Here is a 16,653-nt window from a genome sequence, read left to right as displayed (position 1 = left end):
CTCCTTACTGCTGGGTGTAGAAGGCGGCTTCGGCCATCTCGACCGGGGAGGTGTCCACGGCGTCGGCGATGCCCCCGTGATCGGACTCGGCGGTTGTCTTCGCGTCGTCGGCGGCTGCGGACGCGCTGTCCGCCGCGGACGTATAGGCGCCCGCCGCGTCCTTCGCCCCGGTCATGGTCAGAGCCGCATCCGCGAACTCGGCGGTGGTCGCGGCATCGACGGACAGCGCCTTCATCGTTTCCGAGGCGTCCTGCATCTGTTCCGCCGTGTCGTCGACGTCGGCCGCGAGGCGGGTGACGGTCTCGGCGTGGACGTGAACCTTGTGGGTGAGCCAGGCGAGCTTGGCGCGCAGAGCCGCGTAGGTCACGGCGTCCTGAAGGGTCTCGATCACAGACATGCGGGCTGCTCCTCGTCTATCGGGCGTTGTAGAAGTCGCGTTCGGCGGGCTTGGTCAGCGGGGAATCGGCGACGGCCCGGAAGATCGCGCCGTGCCGTACCTCCGCGTTCGCCGACGCGGTCCGGCAGGCTTCCTCGCCGCCCTGGATCTGGTCGTGCAGCTTCTTGGCGGCGGCGGCCTGGAGGGCGAGCTGTTCCTTGAGGTGCTCGCACTTGCCGATCAGGTTTTCGCCGACTTCCTTCTCCGTGATGTCGGCGATCAGCACGTCGCAGTCCGCGGCCAGCTGCGTGGACTCGTCGACGAGCTCCAGACAGGTCTCCGAGCTGGACTGGCACAGGGTTGCGGCGCCTTCGGCGAGGTCGATGACCTGGGTGAGGGTGATGACCTCACCGCCGCTGTAGGTGCGGTTCCTGCCGGACGCGGTGGTGACGTGGACACCCTGGGCGTCGACGGTCGCGGCGTGCGGAACGGGCGGGTTGGGCTGCATCGCGGGGTCCTTCCTGAACTGCGCAGGGAGCTTGACGGCCGAAGGAGGCGGGACAGTGCCGGTCGGCGGAACGATCACAACCAGCGGCGGCGGAGGAGCGGCAGGGGGCGCAGTAGGCGGCGTGGGTGGAGTGGGTGGGGGTGTCGGAGGCGCGGTCGGCTGCGGCGGCGGGACCGTCGGAGGCGACGTGGGCATCGGCGGCACGGTGGGCCCCGCGGCAGGTGCCGAAGGTCCGGGAGGAGGCGTGGCGGAGGGCCCCGACGGAGGCGTGGGCGACGGTGAACCGGAAGGCGCAACGCCCGGCTTCTTCAGGTAGGCGGACCGCCACCCGTCACGCAGACCACCCGCCCAATGAGCACCCGCGAGCAGTCCGTAATGCGCTTTCGCCGCCGCATTGTAGGAGGCGTTCCGAAAAGTCTCCGGGGCCTTGGTCGGCGCCCATTTACCTTTCGGATTCGGCGGGGGTTTCTTGATTCCCGCCTGCTCGTACTTGCCGTGCGTGTTGTCGACGCCGACGAGGTAGGTGATGGCCAGGAGAATGAGGAGTTCCACGAAGCTCCTTCGATGACACTGTGTAGTTGTCAGCGGTTACCGGTTACCGGTTACAGGCCCTACGGACGTCGGTTCGGGCCCCTGGGGCGGTCAGAACCGGGTGCCTGCGGGCTGTAACCGGTAACCTGTAACCGGCGAGATGGTTGCCTAGCGTGACGTTCCGATGTCGCTGACGGTGTCGTTCGCCGTGTTGAAGACCGATTCGAGGGTGCCCCGGATCTCGTCACTGAACGGCGTGTACGGCAGGAAGATCCCGGAGACGATCAGCAGCAGGCAGATCGCCATCTGCTTTCCCTTGGTCTTCTTGAAGGTGAAGAACAGTGCCCAGCAGAACAGGGCCAGGGCGAAGAACTGGAGCGTCATTTCATGCACCCTTCTCGAAGGTGAATCCCTTGTTGCTGGCAGGGCTGACCGCACCCGAACCGGAGGTTGTGGAGAGCTTCTTGTAGGCGAAGAGGCCACCGCCGCCGACGAGCGCCACCCACAGCCAGGGACTGGACGTGATGGAGCCGCCGGCCCCGCCGGATTCCTCGGTCTTGGCCTTGGGGGTCTGGCTGCCGAGGGTCGGGGCGGCGCAGGAGGGGATCTTCGCGACGTCGTACGAGGCGGCCTTGGCCACTGCTGCCGCGCGGATCTTCATGCACTCCAGGTAGACGGCCATCTCCCGCTCGTACAGGGTCTTGGCTGCGGCTTCCTCGGTCTGCGCCCGCTGCTTGTCGGCCTCTACCTCGACCAGTGCGTTCGCGGCTTTCTCCTGGGCCCGGGCACGGTCCTGGGCGGCCTGCTCGCTCTGCATGTTGGTGACTGCCACGACCGTGCCGCACACCGCGAGGACGGCGATGGTGCCGCACACGGCGAGAGCGGCGGTGTTGCGGCGGACCCCGCCGATCGTGCCGATCCTGGCGCTGAACTTGGACGAGGTGGTGGGCTTCTCCGGGGCTGCGGGGTTCAGGCGGGTGAACTCCTCGTCCCAGTCGATTCCGGACATGGGGGGCCTCTTCATGGTCAGCGAGTGGCGGGGCTGGGGTGGTTGGCCGCTGCGGTTAGCTGTCGGCGCCAGGCGGCGTGGACGATCTCGCCGTGGTCGAACGCGAGGTCACCCGGCGCGTTCAGCGACACCCACCGCACCGCCGCCGCGTCATCGCCCGCCGTGGCGGTGGTGTCGTCGGGGACGGTGGCCGCGTAGGCGACGGTGACGTACCGGCCGCGCGGGTCGCGCTCCGGGCCGTCGTACACGCCGACCAGCACCAGCGCGTCTGCGGGGATGCTGACGCCGGTCTCTTCCAGCAGTTCTCGGGCGGCGGCCTGGCGGGAGGTCTCGCCCGCATCCACGTGCCCGCCCGGCAGGGCCAGCCTGCCCTGGTGGGGCGGCCAGCCGCGCTCGATGACGAGCACGTCGCCGCCACGGATGCACACCACGTCGGCGGTGTACCGGATCGTTTCCGGCATGGTCTCGGTCATGGGACTGTCTCCTCGGGGAGGTCAGACGGGGTAGGCGCACGGGCTGCACATGCCGAGCGAGGTCGGGATCACGTACCCCGCATCGCGGCGGCAGGCAGGGCACCAGCGGCGGGCCGCATTGGCCTTCGCCAGGGCCCCGGCCCGGCGGACGGTCATCGGCCGGACCGGACGGGCCTCATCGATCCGGTAGAGGTAGGCCACCAGCGGCCCGCGCCGACGGCGCGGCCGCTCCAGCTGGGCGACGACGTCCTGACCGCCCGGCCGCAGCCCGAGCGAGCGGAGCTGACGACGGGTGGCCAGGCCATCGGGGGCCAGGCGCCACCGGTAGACGGGGAGGGTAGTCACCGTGGGCTCTCTTCCTGAGCCATGAGGGTGGCCCAGGCGCCCCGGATGCGGGCTTCGCCGCCGGTGAAGCCGGACTCGCGGAACGCGGCGGCGGTCTGCCGGTAGGACAGGGGCGGGTCCGCGGAGTAGCGCAGAAACCTGAGGACGACCACGATCTGTTCGTCGGTGAGGGGCTCCCCGATCAGCGGCGTGGACACCCCGGCGATGGCGGCGACCTCGTCGAGCGTCACGGGCGTGACGGGGGGCGTGACACCCTCACCCTCCGGGCCGGTCGGCGGGTCGTTGACCTGCGTGCCTTCCCCGTCACACCCACCCGTGACGGGACCCTCACCCGCGCCCGGTTCGGGCACCGGAGGGAGGGCAGGCGTCACAGCGGCCGTGACGGCGTCACGGGTGGGCGTGACGAGCGTGGCGGTGATCGCGAACATGTCGCCGAGGGCGACGTCCGCGCCAGTGGTGATCCGCTCCCGCTGTACGTCCAGCAGCCGTGCCCCGAGCGTGGTGTCCGCCGTGCCGACCTTGCGGGCCAGGCGCCACGATGCCCGGTCCGAACGCTTCCGGATCTTCGCATCGGGGTGGTTGGCGGCCCGGGCGCGGTGGTAGGCCAGCGCCTGCACTACCGATGCGGCCTTTGCTTCGGCCTCGGCGTCCCGGCCATCGACATGAACCACGATCCGCCGGGCCAGGAAGGCCATTCCTTCGGCCGACACCGACATGCCCAGCGGGGTGATCGCGTAGATCACGGTGCGGGGCCCGTCCGGGGCGGCGACGGCGGACATGGCCGACGCGGCGGCCGGCAGGGCCCACAGCCCGGCGCGGACCACGGCCGGGGACGACTGCCCCAGCATGGTCAGCCCCAAAAGCACCAGGGCCAGGACCGCGGTGGCACCCTCACCGGCGGCGACCGCTCCGAGGGCGGTACCGGAGTTGTAGGCGCCCTTGATGTTCGAGTACGTGCCGTATCCGCCGGCCGCTCCCGTGGCGAGCATCGGGGCGAACGCGAGCGCGAGGACGGCTTTCTGGGCTCCCGTCAGCGGGCGGCCGGTCACCGGACTCCCCCATCCTTCACGTCCTCGAACGGGGTGTAGGTGACGGGTTCCTCGGCGGTGCGGGTACGGATCGCGTCCGCAGCCACGCTCGGGTCTTGGGTGACGGTCCGGTTGATCTGCACGATGATTCGCACGGCAAGGGCCCGGCGTTCCAGCAGCCGGTAGTAGAGCTGCTCGTCCGCCTGCGCGATCGACGGTAGCGGCACGTTCAGCGCTTCCACGATCGCGTCGAGGAGGTCGGTGTGCGCCGTTTCGGTGCGCTCGTTCATGCCGCGTCCCCCGAGAGCTGCGTACCGGTGGCGCGGTTGGCGGCGTCCCGGCGGGCGGTCATCACCCGGTGGTGGGCCCGGCGGATCCGGCGGGCGTCGAACTCCGACGCCGGCCGGTCCAGGAGGACGATCAGCGCGTCCAGCAACTCGACCTCGGCCAGGACCACGTCCATCTCGGCCTCGATCTCGATCAGCTCCGCGTCGGAGGGCTCCAGGCCTTCGGACCACGGGGTAACAACGTCGTGAAGTGCGACGATGGGCTTCATGGGTTCTGCTCCTTCTAGGGAGGAACGGGACTCAGCAGCCCTCGGCGCGGGAACGCCGGGGGCTGCACTGCGTTGGGGGTTCAGCGGTGGACGACGGGCTTGTGCAGGTCGCGGTGGTGGAGCGTGACCGTGTGCCCGGCGCCCGTGAGCTGGTGGGCGAGGGTCAGGGCGACGGTGGCGGCGCGGTGGCGCCCGCCCTGGCACCCCGTGGCGATGACGAGAGGGCCGCCGCCCGGCCCGGCCGCGAACGCGTCGGCCGCGAGCATGGCCGCGGTGATGAGCGGCACGATTCCGGGGGTGGCGAGCACCGCGTGGCGCACGGACTCGTCCTCGGCGGTCAGGTACCGCAGCTCCGGCGACACGTGCGGGTCCCGGAAGTGACTGCGCAGGTCGAGCATCAGGTGAGCCGCGGGCGGCGCCGCGTGCAGGTAGCCGAACGAGACGATCTCTACGTTCACGGAAACCCCTTCCGGGGCCGGACACTCCGGCTCCCCTCAACCCCGCCCGTACGAGACGGGCGGAGGAGGCAACCGGCCGCCGAAGCGGCGAGGCAGGTCGGACTGGGCTTCGCACGGCGCCGCTCGATCCGGGGGCGGTCCGAGTCCCCGGGGGTCATGGCAGCCAAATGTCTGGCCGTGCGGATCTTTAGAGCCGATGGCGTGCCACCCCTTCGGGGCGTAGGGACCGGTTGTGACGCGGGCCCGTTCTCAGTCGGCTGGTCTCCACTCGCATCGACCGGTGCGCTCACGGCCGTCTTGCTGCGGTGGATCACGCTGTGGAGTTGTGTTCGGTGCATTTGTGCAGCTCAGAGCAGCCCAAAGAAGGCCCCTCATGAGTCGTTCGTTGGCGACTGCGCCACCGTTGTCGGGGCGCCCTGTCTTGCAACAAGCCTGTCCGCGTGGTGCTCCGGAATCGAATGACGGCTTGTCATATAGGGGCTGCCTCCTGCTCGCTGCCCTACGAACAACATGGTGCACCTAGTGCACCATGTTGGCAAGTGGCTCGCCCCTCCCCACAGGGAATGGATGCGAAGAGACTGGTGTACTAGGTACAACACCCACGACTGAAGGAAGACCCCGATGACCGAGTTCCGAGGGCAGCCGGCATACCTTCAGCTGGCTGATGACCTGCGGGAACGCATTCGCAGCGGCAAGATCCCTGACGGTGTTGCGCTGCCGTCGGCGCAGGAGCTGATCGACAGTTCCGGGGCCTCAAGCACGGTGGTGAAGAACGCGGTGTCGCTGCTGCGGGCGGAGGGATACGTGGTCGGCCACCAGGGCAAGGGGGTCTTCGCGCAGTTCCCTCCCCGCCTCGCAGACCACTCGCGCGGGGTGGCGGACTGGGCTATGCCGCTATTGCAGGCCGGCACGGAACTCGAAGCAGCCCTACGCGATGCGCTGAGCGAGACAGCGACCGCGTCGGCGCACAGCGAAGCGGCCCTTGAGCGCTGGCGGGAGGCGTTCGCCGACCTGCCGGAAAGCGTCAAGGACCGCTTGGCCAAGTCTTAGCGACTGGTGCCGGAGACGACCGCCCAGGCATCGGTGACCTGACGCTCCAAGCTGGAGCACTCCGGCTTCCATCCCAGGTCAGTCGTAATCCTGGAGATGTCCGCCACCAGCCGCGGCGGCTCGGGCTGCGGCGGGCGGTGCACAACAGGCACTTCTCGGCCCGACACCCGTTCGACCGTAGCCACGATCTCGCGCATGCTCGCCGGGGTCGCGCCCACGTTGTAGGCCCGGAAGGGGGCAGAGGCCGGAGCCTCCAGAGCCATCACGTACGCGCGCGCCAGGTCGTCGACGTGCACGAAATCCCGGACCGCCTCACCATCGCCGTTCATGTCAAGGTGCGGATGGTGGCCGGCTGCCACCGCCACGGCCTTCGGGATGATCCGGCTCTCATCCGCGTCCCCCACTCCGTTGACGGAGCCCGAGATGTTGAAGCACCGCAGACTCACGGCGTTGATTGCACCGCTCTCTGCTCGCGCCTGAAGTGCCCTGTCGGCGGCCAGCTTCGACGTGCCGTAGGGGTTGCCCGGAGCAGGCACGGTGTCCTCGCCGATGGGCTGCCGCTCGGGCGCCCCGTAGATCGCTGCTGTGGAGCCGAGGACGACCGTCGGGACCTTCGAGCCAGCGCGGGCAGAGGCAAGCGCGTCGAGCAGCGTCATCGTGCCGCCGGCGTTGACCGCCTGATACTCCTCCGAACGCTTGAAGGACTCGCGAACGCGGGTGAGAGCCGCGAGGTGGCACACGCCCTGGACGCCATCGAGAGCCTCAGTCAGAGCGTTCGGATCGCGGATATCGCCGCGGAAGATCTCAGATATCGGCAGCTCGGGCAGGGGGACATCGGCCGGCCGATGCGTGAGGACTACGGTGTCGTGGCCTGCTTCGACAAGCCGTCGTACAACCGCGTTGCCCACGAATCCGTAGGCGCCGGTCACAAGTACGCGCACTGATCTGCCTCTCAGCCCAGGATGAGTCCGCGGTGCTGCCACGCCAGGTCAAGGCACGCGGCCGCAGCGGACGCCAAAGGTTCATTGTCCAGCAGGCGCCGGACGTTGGCCTCGGTGAACTCAATTCCGGCACCGCTGCTGCCGGGACTGCCTGCTACAACGGCGCCTTCCGAGTTCCTGGACACCATGCCGGAGAAGACGGAGTCGTACACGTCGGCGTCGATGACCACCACGCTGAGGATCTCGCCCGCCAGAGTAAGCGGGTCCAGACCGATCCCGAAGCAGTACGGGCGCACCTTGCCTTCGCGACGGGCTTGGTTCAGCGTTCTGAAGGGTTCAGTCCCGTCGTAGTCGATCGGCTCGCCGCTGCTCCCGTCCGCTTCGGGGTCGCCGAGGAACTCCTCTGCGTACTCACGCAGTACATTGCGCCAGAGGTTGAAGTCATTCGACTGGTCCCAGGGCATGACCGAGGACGGTTGGAACACCCCGGCTGGCATGACGTGGTACGTCCCGCCGGCAAGAGCGACGTTGCTGGCAGACCGGTGATGAAGCGGGAACGACGCACCATCGGGGCCGAGCCGGATTGTCAGAGTGTCGATGGATGGCAGCAGCGGCCGGTGCGCGAGGTCGAACGGGTCCCCAACCAAGGACCGGAACGGGAGTTCCGCCCAACTGGGGTCACCGATCCAAGCCGGGTCACTGCCCGTCGTCAACCACGCACTCGCCAGCTCGTGAGCCACCCCCTCACAGACATCGGCCATGTCGAAGTAGGTCGTGTACCCGAACGACAGCTTGGGGTGGCCCTCTGTCTGCGCCACGTCGAGCAGCCGAAAGCTCGGCCTGTTCACGAAGAGGGACGGACGGTCGATCATGCGGATTGCTTGGGTATAGCGATCGAACTTGGTGCCGTGCGGCGCGAGCGGCCGAACACCCTCCGCCTGCCTCTCCCGCCCGGTAACTTCCGGCGGACTGGTCTGCGTCAGCCAGGCCAGCTCGATGTCCGCGAAGTCGACCGGCTCGGGCCACATCCACGACTCACGAGTGAGCACTGGGCTGTTGCCTGCGCGGGAGGCATCCGGGTACAGGCGAGCAGCGGCCTTCGTGAGGTCGGCCCGGTGACGGTTGAGTTCGCGGCGCGTCATACGCCAGCGCCTCTGGTCGTCCAGGGCTGCGAGCGGACTCCCCTTCCCCGATTCGCCAGCGGACGCTCCGACGGTGACCGTAGCCTCGGCCGGCGGGAGCAGGCCCAGCTCGTCTTCGGGCAACGCCAAAGCGTGGGGAAGCCTGCGAAGTTCGACCATGTCACGAATGTTGCGCTTCCCACGTTCGAGTAAGGACACGTACGACTGGTCATAGCCGAGTAAGTCGGCGAGATCCTGCTGCTTGAGCTTGTGGAGCGCTCGATACGCCTTGAGTACGTCAGCCAGGTTCGAGCCATCCGGAGGGGCACTCCTCTCGGCACTACCAGCGAGCCAGTGAGGCTCAGTGTCAGCCGGTACGGCGCGCAACGGGCTGCCGGAGGCCTTAGGACCGACAGCACGGCGGCAGGGGCTGCACACGGTGTCGATGTTGCTGCGGCTCAACTTCGTGCCGCACCTGGTGCACAGGGACGGCGTGGGCGGTGCAACGGTCATCAGCTTCTGATCCCTTCAGGGGAGGCAGTGACTCTAACGGCCTTACTGAGCAACTCGGTTGTATGGGTCTGGTGCCAGATTCCGGACCCCTACCCGAGCACGCTGGCAGGAGTTTCTCTACGTCATCAAGCACCCGGCTGCGCTCCGCTCCGCCGGGCGGGCTTCCCGGCTCCGCTCCGCGCGACGCTCCTGCCTTCGGCCCGCTCCGCGCGCGCTGCGCCGACGCCCGCCCCTGCAAGGCGGGTAGGCCCAAGGACATGAGTCGAGCCCGCCGGGCCGCAGGTGCCACCACTCACCGACATGCCTCCGGCGGGGGCGCTCCGACTCCGGAATGGCGGGGGCGCCGCGGCGGGTGCCGGCCGTGGATGGCTGGGGCGGGGAACTCCCATCCCATCTGCCATCGGCCAGGACAAGCCGAGCAGACACAGCACCGGGCGTCCAGGTCGTTCGTACAGTGGCGCGCTCCACTTGGACGCCCGGCACCGCACCCGCTCCACTGACGTGTGGGTCGACGGCAGACGGGATGGGAGCTGGGGTGAGTGGTGGGTGGGTGCGAAGTCGTTCTCAGATGGCGCGGAGTCTTAAAGCTAGGAAGGTTCCTTACGTTCGTCGCGTAGACGCCGAGCGAGACGCTGCATCGCATCGTCAGGTGCCCGAAGATCTTCCGGGTTCAGCTCAAGAGGGGTATTCGAATAGGCAACGTAGGAACCTGAGTACCGCATAGGCCCCGTTCGGAGAGTGAAGCGCACGACTGGCTGCCATCTACCGTCCCGCCGCAGAATTCGCTGCCATAGCTTCCGCTGCCCCAGAACCGCCTCGATAGCCACCTGGTAATCACGTCCTTCAGGTATGAAACCTGGCGACGGCACACTGAAGGTCACGACCCGTTGCTCTGCTTCCCGGCCCGCGATGGCGAATCCAGCCGGGGGTATCACGTCTTGCACTGATTCTGGCATGAGCTCTTCGCACGTGCCGGTCCAACGCAGCGGCCACAGAGCGGTGGGTTCCTCCGGGAAACGCATGCGCATGTCCAACACTACGATCGACCGTGCCCCCGTGTTGTACATGACCAGTGGCAGGCGTACCCGGACATAGTCCTGGCCGAGGGACATCGCGTAGGTCTGAGGCTCCCAGCTCTTCAGTACTCCCAGGCGGGCGTTAAGCCACCAAAACGTGACAACAGTGAACAGCAGGGCCATCGCCCCGACGAGTGCAGCAGCTGGGAGGGACGCTATGAGGCTCTCGGACTGCCTTGCGGCAGCAGTCACACTGATCATCGGTTCAGTCTGTCAGGACAAGAGAACGCCTGTCCGTGGAAGAAAAGAAGACAGGCTTGCGTGCCCCGAAGGCGCCTGGGCTGCCCCATCCGTGTCCGATAGACCGGGGCCTCACGGGGAATGCCTACATGCAGGGCTTTGACCTGCTGGATTGCCTTCGTATAAAGCGACCTCCGGAGCCGTGTGTGGATCGCCTGCTCTATCCAGCCTCGGACGCCCATACCGGCCGCGTCTCGGTGTGGATCCCTGCACCCACTGCCGGCCGGACAGTGCGCTCGGAGGCGGGGGCGGCAGGCTGGGGGCATGTCGGACGAGACGGAGATCATCGTGCACCCGGTGTCCTCGCAGGGTGGTCGGAAGGTTACGGTGCATGCGCTCGGCGTAGACGCGGATCGCGGACGCGCGCACGCCCCCAGGGACGTTGCCGAGTTCCTGCGACGCGCCGGCCTGAAAGACGTGGACCTGAGCGAGGATGGGCCGATCACGTAAGAAGGCGGCGGCCCCGAGGTGTGGAAGCGCCCCGACGCCTGAACGTCACCGGCGGCTCCCGGGAAGCCAGTCGGGGAGCCACCGGAGGCGACACGGGGCGGATCTGCCTGGACTGTCATGGACAGTGGGGAGCCAGGACCCTTGGGGTATGAGGGCTCCGCAACGTCGCTTCCTGAGGCCCTTCTTACCTCGACCCTAAGAATGCTCAATGCGTATAACATCGGGCGCAAATGCCTCGCCGCCAATGACGCGGGTGAAACCGTCCAGGGTTAGCTTACTCAACTCGGATAGTTCGAGTAGGGGGCGTACGTCTACCTCGATGGATCCATGAATTGCGATGATCCGGAGTGAGCGGACTTGTGGGAAGTAATCGACGAGCGGGGCTACGACACCAGACCTTGTGCCGAAGCTCGCGTCGGTTACCTGTGTTAGTCCCTCGAACCATGGACGACAAGCTGCTTCCAGTTCGACGTTCCAGAGATCCAAGTGGCTCAGACGGGGCGGCAACTCGAAGTTTCCACCGCGAAGGAACCCCGCGCCCTGGACGGACAACCGAGTCAAGCCAGGCCAGCGGTCAAGCATGGTGAGAAAGCCGCCGTGGTCGACGTCGAGCCACTCAAGCTGGGGAAGAGCTGGTACGCGCCCCGGGGTGAGTCGCTCGAGGTCCAGGAGCCGCAGGGAGCGAAGCCCGTTCATCCTCTTCAGAGGCCCAAGATTTCGCAGCATGGTGGACCCGATGAGCGAAAGCTGGCTGACTGACGTTGTCTCCAAGCCCGCGAGATCGCGCATCTTCCGGCATGCTTCCAGCTGCAGTTCCTCAAGCTGGGGAAAGAGAGTGGGCAGCTGGTTAAGTTCCGCAACTCTGCCGTTGCCTTGGAGAGTCAGGGACTTAATCCGCTCAGGGTGGGGCAGTCGGCCGATTGCCTGGAGCGTGTGGTCCCCCACGAAGGTGACCTTTGTTACCCGGAGGGGACGGATCGCTTGAATCTGTCGATCCTCCACGAGATGAACATTCGGGAGTTCACCCGCCATGGCCGCGAGTACCTGTGCCACGTACTCGTCAGGGTCGAAGTCGGACCAGCCAGCGCACAGTCCAGCACGCGCCCAGAGGTCTTGCGTTCCGCTGAAGGACTTGAGGTATGCGAGGGCTCCATCGCCACCGATTGTCTTGGCGGTGCGGATCGAGTAGCGAGCATGTCGCATGGGCGTATCGACCGCACTGGGCATGAGGTCGAGCACGAGTGGCCCAATATCCCCTAGCTCGTTCGCGGCTGTCCAAGATTGCGGCGGCAGCAGGGATCCGGCATTTATCTCGACCTTCTCGCGGGTGGCCGGGGGAAGCTCGGTGGCGTGCCGGAGACAAGCCAATGCCAGTAGGGCAAGCCGTTTGCGGTACTCCTCCTCATGCGAGCGGGCGAGGATGGCCTCTAGCAGCTCGACCCGCTCGCCTTCCCGGGCATGTGCGACCGCCATCCGTACGACGTCTTCCCACTGCGCGTCGTGGGCGTTTCGAGCAATAAGTGGGAGATCGTGCGCCTCAACGGCTGCCTTCGCACCCAGGAAATCCTGGAAGGTCCGGTGGACGAAGTCGATTGTGTCCGGCGTGGGCCTGCGCAGCAGGCCGCTGCGCGTCAGCAGATGGTTCAGCAACTGCGTCGCGTCGCCTTGTTGGGCAACCGCATGCATCGACATCAGCGCATCGGTCATGATGGCCACCGCAGTGCCATGGGGCATCTCCGTCTGGCCGTTGCGGATCAGCCAGTACGCAAGCCTCTGGAGGAGCTGCACGCTCTCCTTCTCGCTAAGGGTGAAGCCCTCGGGAGCCACGACCTCGCGCTCGTGGTCCCGGCGGTAGAGAAACATCGTCAGCGCTGCTTCGTACAACTCGACGCGGTCGTGCGGGAGCTGACCGCGGCGATCCCGGTGAAGTGCGCATACCAGCGCGCACAGCAGCGGTGTGGTGGTCAACAGTGACAGGTCCCGCTTCGCACGGACCTGCTCCTTGAGGTCGTTCTCAAGGCCGTCAAGGTGAGCCTGCACTTCGGAATCGTCGGTACTCGCCTTGGCTGCCGTGTGCCAGCGCGCGACGAAGACAGTTACGTCGTCGCGGCTCATCGGTCGGACAGTGAGCTCCCTGAAACCCGAGGCGGCCAGCCACCCCTCTGCTACAGCCGTAGGGCGCGTGGTGACCACGAACCGCGCACGCGTATAAGCCGCGACCAGCTCTTGCAACCAGATGCTGGTTCGGTCACGCATTCGTTCGGGTACCTCGTCCAAGCCGTCGACCAGCACGATTCCGCGTCCTGAGTCGAGAACCCGATCCGTCCATCCTGAGGGCTGGGCCCCGGCGAGTGGGCAGCCCACGGCTGACAGAAACTCTTGTGGGGTGGGTAGCCCTTCGCTGCGGCGTGCAAACGTGCGCAACGGTAGGACGAACGCGACCGGGGGCTGGGCGGGACCGTCGTTGGGTCCCAACAGCTCGCCGTCCGCTGCTGCACATGCGACCCACTGGAGCAGGGTGGTCTTGCCGCTGCCGGCCAGGCCCCTGATAAGCAGGCGGTTGTTCCGGCGTAGGGCATGCTCAGCGCGCTCCACCCGCTGCGCCTGGGTGGCCGAATCCGCCAGTTCCAGGCTCAGATAGGCCGCATCTAGGGGCCAGCTGGAGGCCGCCGGCCCACGCAGGTCCAAGCCGACTACCGTCAGCTGGCCGTGGCGGGTTTTGAGGTAGTCGCGGTAACGAGCCTCGAAGACCGCGTCGTCCTCCGGAACGCGTCCAGCGGACTTGACGGTTGCGACCGGTGCCGAGTTGGAGCTACGCGGTCCAGGGCACGCCCTGCGGTAAGTGAGCAGCGTTTCCAGGTCCAGCCGCAAGATGGGAGCTAGCGCGGCGAGGGTCTCCTCACTCGGCGGGACGGAGGAGTTGAAAGCCTGACTGACGGTGGTGCGACTCAGCCTCGAACGGGTCGCCACCGCCGTCATGCTTAGCCCTCGACCCAGCCGGGCGTTCCGCAGGGCCCGGTGCAGCATCAGCAGCGAGTCGGTCTCGTTCATCGGCACTTCGCTCCCAGGGTGTTCGGGAGTGTTCATTCTGGACCACGCCACACATCGCCGAACAGCGGAACCTCGAAGGTCAGGGCAGTGAGGCGCGCCAACTACAAGACATGCGCCCACTACACGGAACGGAGTCCTGCCATGACCTTTGGAACCCACGACGCCCTGATTGCCATGGCCGTCCTCGTTGCTCTTCTTATTGCCCTGCTTTGTGCGGTGGTGGCCGGGGTACTTGCCAGGGCCGACGGGGCCACGATCCCCGGAGCCTTCTCCCGCGCTGGCGTGGCCTTCGCCGCGACGATGGGGGTGGCCACGGGGCTGCTGACACTCTTTGGGCGGTGAGGCGGAGCACGGTCATATTACTTTCCGGCCTGGAGGACGTAGACCTGAGCGAGGACGGGCCGATCAGGCGGGAGGGCGGCCGCCCCGAGGTATGGAGGCGCCCCGAAACGTGAAGGCACCGGTGGCACTCGGGGAGCCAATCGGGGAGCCACCCGAGGCAGCACACGCCGGATCGGCCTGGACTGTCACGGACGCTGAGAAGCCAGAACCCCTTGGGCGCAAGGGCCCCCCAACACCGCTTTCTGAGCCCTCTCTTGTCCCTGCCTTAAGGGGACCCTAAAGATCCGCTCCGAGCGGGCCGAGGGGGCAAAAGGCGTGGTCCGGGGGGCTAGCTTGGCCGGGCCAGGACAGGAAGGGCCCGATGCGGCGCCGCCGGGGGGCGGCGCACCGCGGGGTCCGATTCCGCCGGCACGCCCCTGCCTTGTGCCCGAAGGAGATCACCCATGCCCGCACGCCGCCGTACCGCCGTCGCCCTGACCCGTATCGCCTCCGCCGGTCTCGCCCCGCTCGCGCTGGCCGCGTACGCGGCGGCGCCCGCGGTCGCCCACGGATCGATGACGGACCCGGTCAGCCGGGTGGCGGCGTGCTACGCCGAGGGGCCGGAGTCCCCGAAGACGGCGGCGTGCAAGGCGGCGGTCGCCTCCAGCGGGGCGCAGGCGTTCTACGACTGGAACGCGGTGAACATCGCCAACGCGGCCGGGAACCACCGTACGTTGATCCCGAACGGCCGGCTCTGCTCGGCCGGCAACGACAAGTACCGGGGCCTGGACCTGGCCCGTGCCGACTGGCCGGCCAGCCCGATGACCGCCGGCGCGCACACCTTCCGCTACAAGGGCACGGCCCCGCACAAGGGTTCCTTCGAGCTGTACGTGACCAAGGACGGGTACGACCCGGCGAAGCCGCTGGCGTGGTCCGACCTGGAGCCCGCCCCGTTCGCGAAGGCCACCGACCCCGGCATGCAGAACGGCGACTACGTCTTCTCCGGGACCGTCCCGAAGAAGTCGGGCCGCCACCTCATCTACAGCATCTGGCAGCGCTCCGACAGCCCCGAGGCCTTCTACACCTGCTCGGACGTGGTCTTCGGCAAGGACAACGGCGGTGGTACCGGTACCGGTGCTGGTGCTGGCACCGGTACCGCTCCGACCGCCAAGCCCGGCACCGGGACGGGTACCGAGCCGACCGGCAAGCCCGCCGACAAGCCCTCGGCCCCCACCGACCAGCAGATCGCCGACGGCGCCGACAAGTCCTCGGTGGAGCACAAGGGCCACGGCGACAACGACCCGAAGACGAACGGCACGGCGGATGCCGCCGCCCCGATCGCGGCCGGTGCCTCGTCCTCGTCGTCCGCGCCCTCCGCACTGTCCGCGGCCGGCAAGGAGAACCTCGCGGAGACGGGCGGCAACAGCGCAACCCCGACGATCGCGATCGCCGGGGCCGCCGCCCTGGCCGTCGGCGCGGCGGCGCTGTTCGCGGCCGCCCGCCGCCGTACCGCGCGCACCGCGACGGGCCGCCACGGCCGCTAGCCGGTCGGGGCCACCTGTGCGTCAGTCGAAGACCGAGGCGCAGGTGGTCCGTTCGGCATGGGCCGGGTCGAGGGCGTTGACCGCCTCGTGCCAGGCGATCCGGTCGGTCAGCCCGATCGCGACGTGCTCCGAGAGGTCCAGGAAGCACAGGTCCTGGAGTACGACGTTGCGTACGTTCGGCCCGTCCAGGAAGGCGCTCCGGTACGGGGTCACCACTTGGTCGTACTGGGTCGCGATGACCGTGTACTTCACCCCGGGCACGGTGTCCCCGCCCGCGTTCAGCTTCTGCTGGAAGGCGGATCCGGCGATCTGGTCGGCGAGGCCCGGGGTCGCGGTGCTGATCAGGTCCTCGGCCCCGGGGAAGTACGGCAGGAGCTTGGTGAAGCCGAGCAGCGTGGTGCCGTGGTTGTCGGGGGCGAGGCCGACCAGCGCGTTGACCTTCGAGGCGCCGCCGAGGAACTTCAGGTAGTAGCGCGGCATCATGCCGCCCTGCGAGTGCCCGACGATGTCGGTCTTGGCGGAGCCGGTGGCGGCGAGCACCTTGTCGACGAAGACGGCGAGCTGCTCGGCGGACTTGTCGATGGGCCCGAGCCCGTTGAAGAGGGGGACGCCGGGCAGTTGGCCGTAGTCGAGCGAGTAGACGCAGTACCCGCGGTTCACGAGGTACGGCGCGAAGCCGAGCCAGTTGTCCCAGGAGTTGCCGAAGGTGCCGTGGACGAGGACGACGGGGCGCGGGTGGGCGGCGGACGGCTTGCAGGACCAGTTGTTCCAGCCGCTGCTGGGAGCGGCTGCGGCCTGCGCGGCGCCGGTGGGGGCGACGAGCGCGGCGGCGGTGAGGGCGAGGACGACGAGCGGTCGGAGCAGGCGTCTCCAGGGCAGCATCGTGTGATCTCCTTGCGGTCGACTCAAGGGGATGAGCGGGGGGGATTCGTCCCGTGATCCGGATCACAAGGGGAGCTGCTGCCGCTAAATTACGGGTGAGTAGCAACACAGGGAAGTTACGCGTCGGTAAAAAATCGCGCGTCGCCCGACCGAAGCGCTAGAGGCGCTCGGATGAACGCC

18 protein-coding genes are annotated in these 16,653 nt (G+C 67.8%); 4 read left to right on the top strand and 14 right to left on the bottom strand.

Annotated elements, in window-relative coordinates; all coding sequences use genetic code 11:
* Window positions 1–4 precede the first annotated feature (4 nt).
* From B6R96_RS27560 to B6R96_RS27515, 10 genes are all read right to left on the bottom strand, one after another.
* Window positions 5–397 carry a hypothetical protein gene (locus B6R96_RS27560; RefSeq protein ID WP_081523936.1) on the bottom strand — a complete coding sequence of 131 codons (393 nt, stop codon included), beginning with the start codon at window positions 395–397 and terminating at the stop codon, window positions 5–7.
* A gap of 16 nt (window positions 398–413) precedes the next feature.
* The gene (locus B6R96_RS27555; protein ID WP_081523935.1) at window positions 414–884 is read right to left on the bottom strand and encodes a hypothetical protein; all 471 of its coding nucleotides are present in this window, start codon (window positions 882–884) and stop codon (window positions 414–416) included.
* Window positions 885–1,583: 699 nt separating this feature from the next.
* Window positions 1,584–1,799 carry a hypothetical protein gene (locus B6R96_RS27550; RefSeq protein WP_237291533.1) on the bottom strand — a complete coding sequence of 72 codons (216 nt, stop codon included), beginning with the start codon at window positions 1,797–1,799 and terminating at the stop codon, window positions 1,584–1,586.
* 1 nt (window position 1,800) lies between these two features.
* Window positions 1,801–2,424 (bottom strand): hypothetical protein, encoded by a 624-nt coding sequence (locus B6R96_RS27545; RefSeq protein ID WP_081523933.1) that lies wholly within the window; start codon window positions 2,422–2,424, stop codon window positions 1,801–1,803.
* A gap of 17 nt (window positions 2,425–2,441) precedes the next feature.
* Window positions 2,442–2,897, bottom strand: coding sequence for an NUDIX domain-containing protein (locus B6R96_RS27540; protein ID WP_081523932.1), 456 nt, complete (start codon window positions 2,895–2,897; stop codon window positions 2,442–2,444).
* Between the two features lie 21 nt (window positions 2,898–2,918).
* Entirely contained in the window at window positions 2,919–3,242 is a 324-nt protein-coding gene (locus B6R96_RS27535) for an RRQRL motif-containing zinc-binding protein (RefSeq protein ID WP_081523931.1), read from the bottom strand.
* Window positions 3,239–4,231: a hypothetical protein gene (locus B6R96_RS27530; RefSeq protein ID WP_237291706.1), complete on the bottom strand. Its 993-nt coding sequence runs from the start codon at window positions 4,229–4,231 to the stop codon at window positions 3,239–3,241. Before B6R96_RS27530 ends, B6R96_RS27535 begins: the two co-directional genes overlap by 4 nt.
* 56 nt (window positions 4,232–4,287) lie before the next feature.
* Window positions 4,288–4,560 (bottom strand): hypothetical protein, encoded by a 273-nt coding sequence (locus B6R96_RS27525; protein ID WP_081523929.1) that lies wholly within the window; start codon window positions 4,558–4,560, stop codon window positions 4,288–4,290.
* On the bottom strand, window positions 4,557–4,826 hold the full coding sequence (locus B6R96_RS27520; RefSeq protein WP_081523928.1) for a DUF6284 family protein: 270 nt from the start codon (window positions 4,824–4,826) through the stop codon (window positions 4,557–4,559). Before B6R96_RS27520 ends, B6R96_RS27525 begins: the two co-directional genes overlap by 4 nt.
* A gap of 80 nt (window positions 4,827–4,906) precedes the next feature.
* Complete coding sequence (locus B6R96_RS27515; protein WP_053177134.1) at window positions 4,907–5,284, bottom strand: RapZ C-terminal domain-containing protein; 378 nt, start codon at window positions 5,282–5,284, stop codon at window positions 4,907–4,909.
* Window positions 5,285–5,905: 621 nt separating this feature from the next.
* Between B6R96_RS27515 and B6R96_RS27510 the strand changes: the two genes are divergently transcribed.
* Entirely contained in the window at window positions 5,906–6,334 is a 429-nt protein-coding gene (locus B6R96_RS27510; RefSeq protein ID WP_081523927.1) for a GntR family transcriptional regulator, read from the top strand.
* Here the strand turns inward: B6R96_RS27510 and B6R96_RS27505 are convergent.
* Both B6R96_RS27505 and B6R96_RS27500 read right to left on the bottom strand, forming a co-directional pair.
* Complete coding sequence (locus tag B6R96_RS27505; RefSeq protein ID WP_081523926.1) at window positions 6,331–7,275, bottom strand: NAD-dependent epimerase/dehydratase family protein; 945 nt, start codon at window positions 7,273–7,275, stop codon at window positions 6,331–6,333. The genes B6R96_RS27510 and B6R96_RS27505 overlap by 4 nt on opposite strands.
* Before the next feature lie 11 nt (window positions 7,276–7,286).
* Window positions 7,287–8,858, bottom strand: a complete 1,572-nt coding sequence (locus B6R96_RS27500; protein ID WP_203351667.1) for a helix-turn-helix domain-containing protein — start codon at window positions 8,856–8,858, stop codon at window positions 7,287–7,289.
* Between the two features lie 1,631 nt (window positions 8,859–10,489).
* Here B6R96_RS27500 and B6R96_RS27495 point away from each other — a divergent pair.
* Window positions 10,490–10,675 carry a hypothetical protein gene (locus tag B6R96_RS27495; RefSeq protein ID WP_053168270.1) on the top strand — a complete coding sequence of 62 codons (186 nt, stop codon included), beginning with the start codon at window positions 10,490–10,492 and terminating at the stop codon, window positions 10,673–10,675.
* A gap of 195 nt (window positions 10,676–10,870) precedes the next feature.
* Here the strand turns inward: B6R96_RS27495 and B6R96_RS27490 are convergent, their stop codons facing one another.
* Window positions 10,871–13,726 carry an NACHT domain-containing protein gene (locus B6R96_RS27490; RefSeq protein ID WP_053168272.1) on the bottom strand — a complete coding sequence of 952 codons (2,856 nt, stop codon included), beginning with the start codon at window positions 13,724–13,726 and terminating at the stop codon, window positions 10,871–10,873.
* A gap of 141 nt (window positions 13,727–13,867) precedes the next feature.
* On the opposite strand from B6R96_RS27490, the gene B6R96_RS27485 reads away from it, so the two are divergent.
* Window positions 13,868–14,068, top strand: coding sequence for a hypothetical protein (locus tag B6R96_RS27485; RefSeq protein ID WP_053168274.1), 201 nt, complete (start codon window positions 13,868–13,870; stop codon window positions 14,066–14,068).
* A 443-nt stretch (window positions 14,069–14,511) separates the two neighbouring features.
* Entirely contained in the window at window positions 14,512–15,591 is a 1,080-nt protein-coding gene (locus B6R96_RS27480; protein ID WP_081523924.1) for a lytic polysaccharide monooxygenase auxiliary activity family 9 protein, read from the top strand.
* A 21-nt stretch (window positions 15,592–15,612) separates the two neighbouring features.
* On the opposite strand, the gene B6R96_RS27475 is transcribed toward B6R96_RS27480, so the two are convergent.
* The gene (locus tag B6R96_RS27475) at window positions 15,613–16,473 is read right to left on the bottom strand and encodes an esterase/lipase family protein (protein WP_053704553.1); all 861 of its coding nucleotides are present in this window, start codon (window positions 16,471–16,473) and stop codon (window positions 15,613–15,615) included.
* Between the last annotated feature and the right edge of the window lie 180 nt (window positions 16,474–16,653).

The organism is Streptomyces sp. Sge12 (assembly GCF_002080455.1).
Classification (GTDB): domain Bacteria; phylum Actinomycetota; class Actinomycetes; order Streptomycetales; family Streptomycetaceae; genus Streptomyces.
Note: the sequence above shows the minus strand (reverse complement) of the source record. Positions and strands in the feature narration are given on the sequence as shown.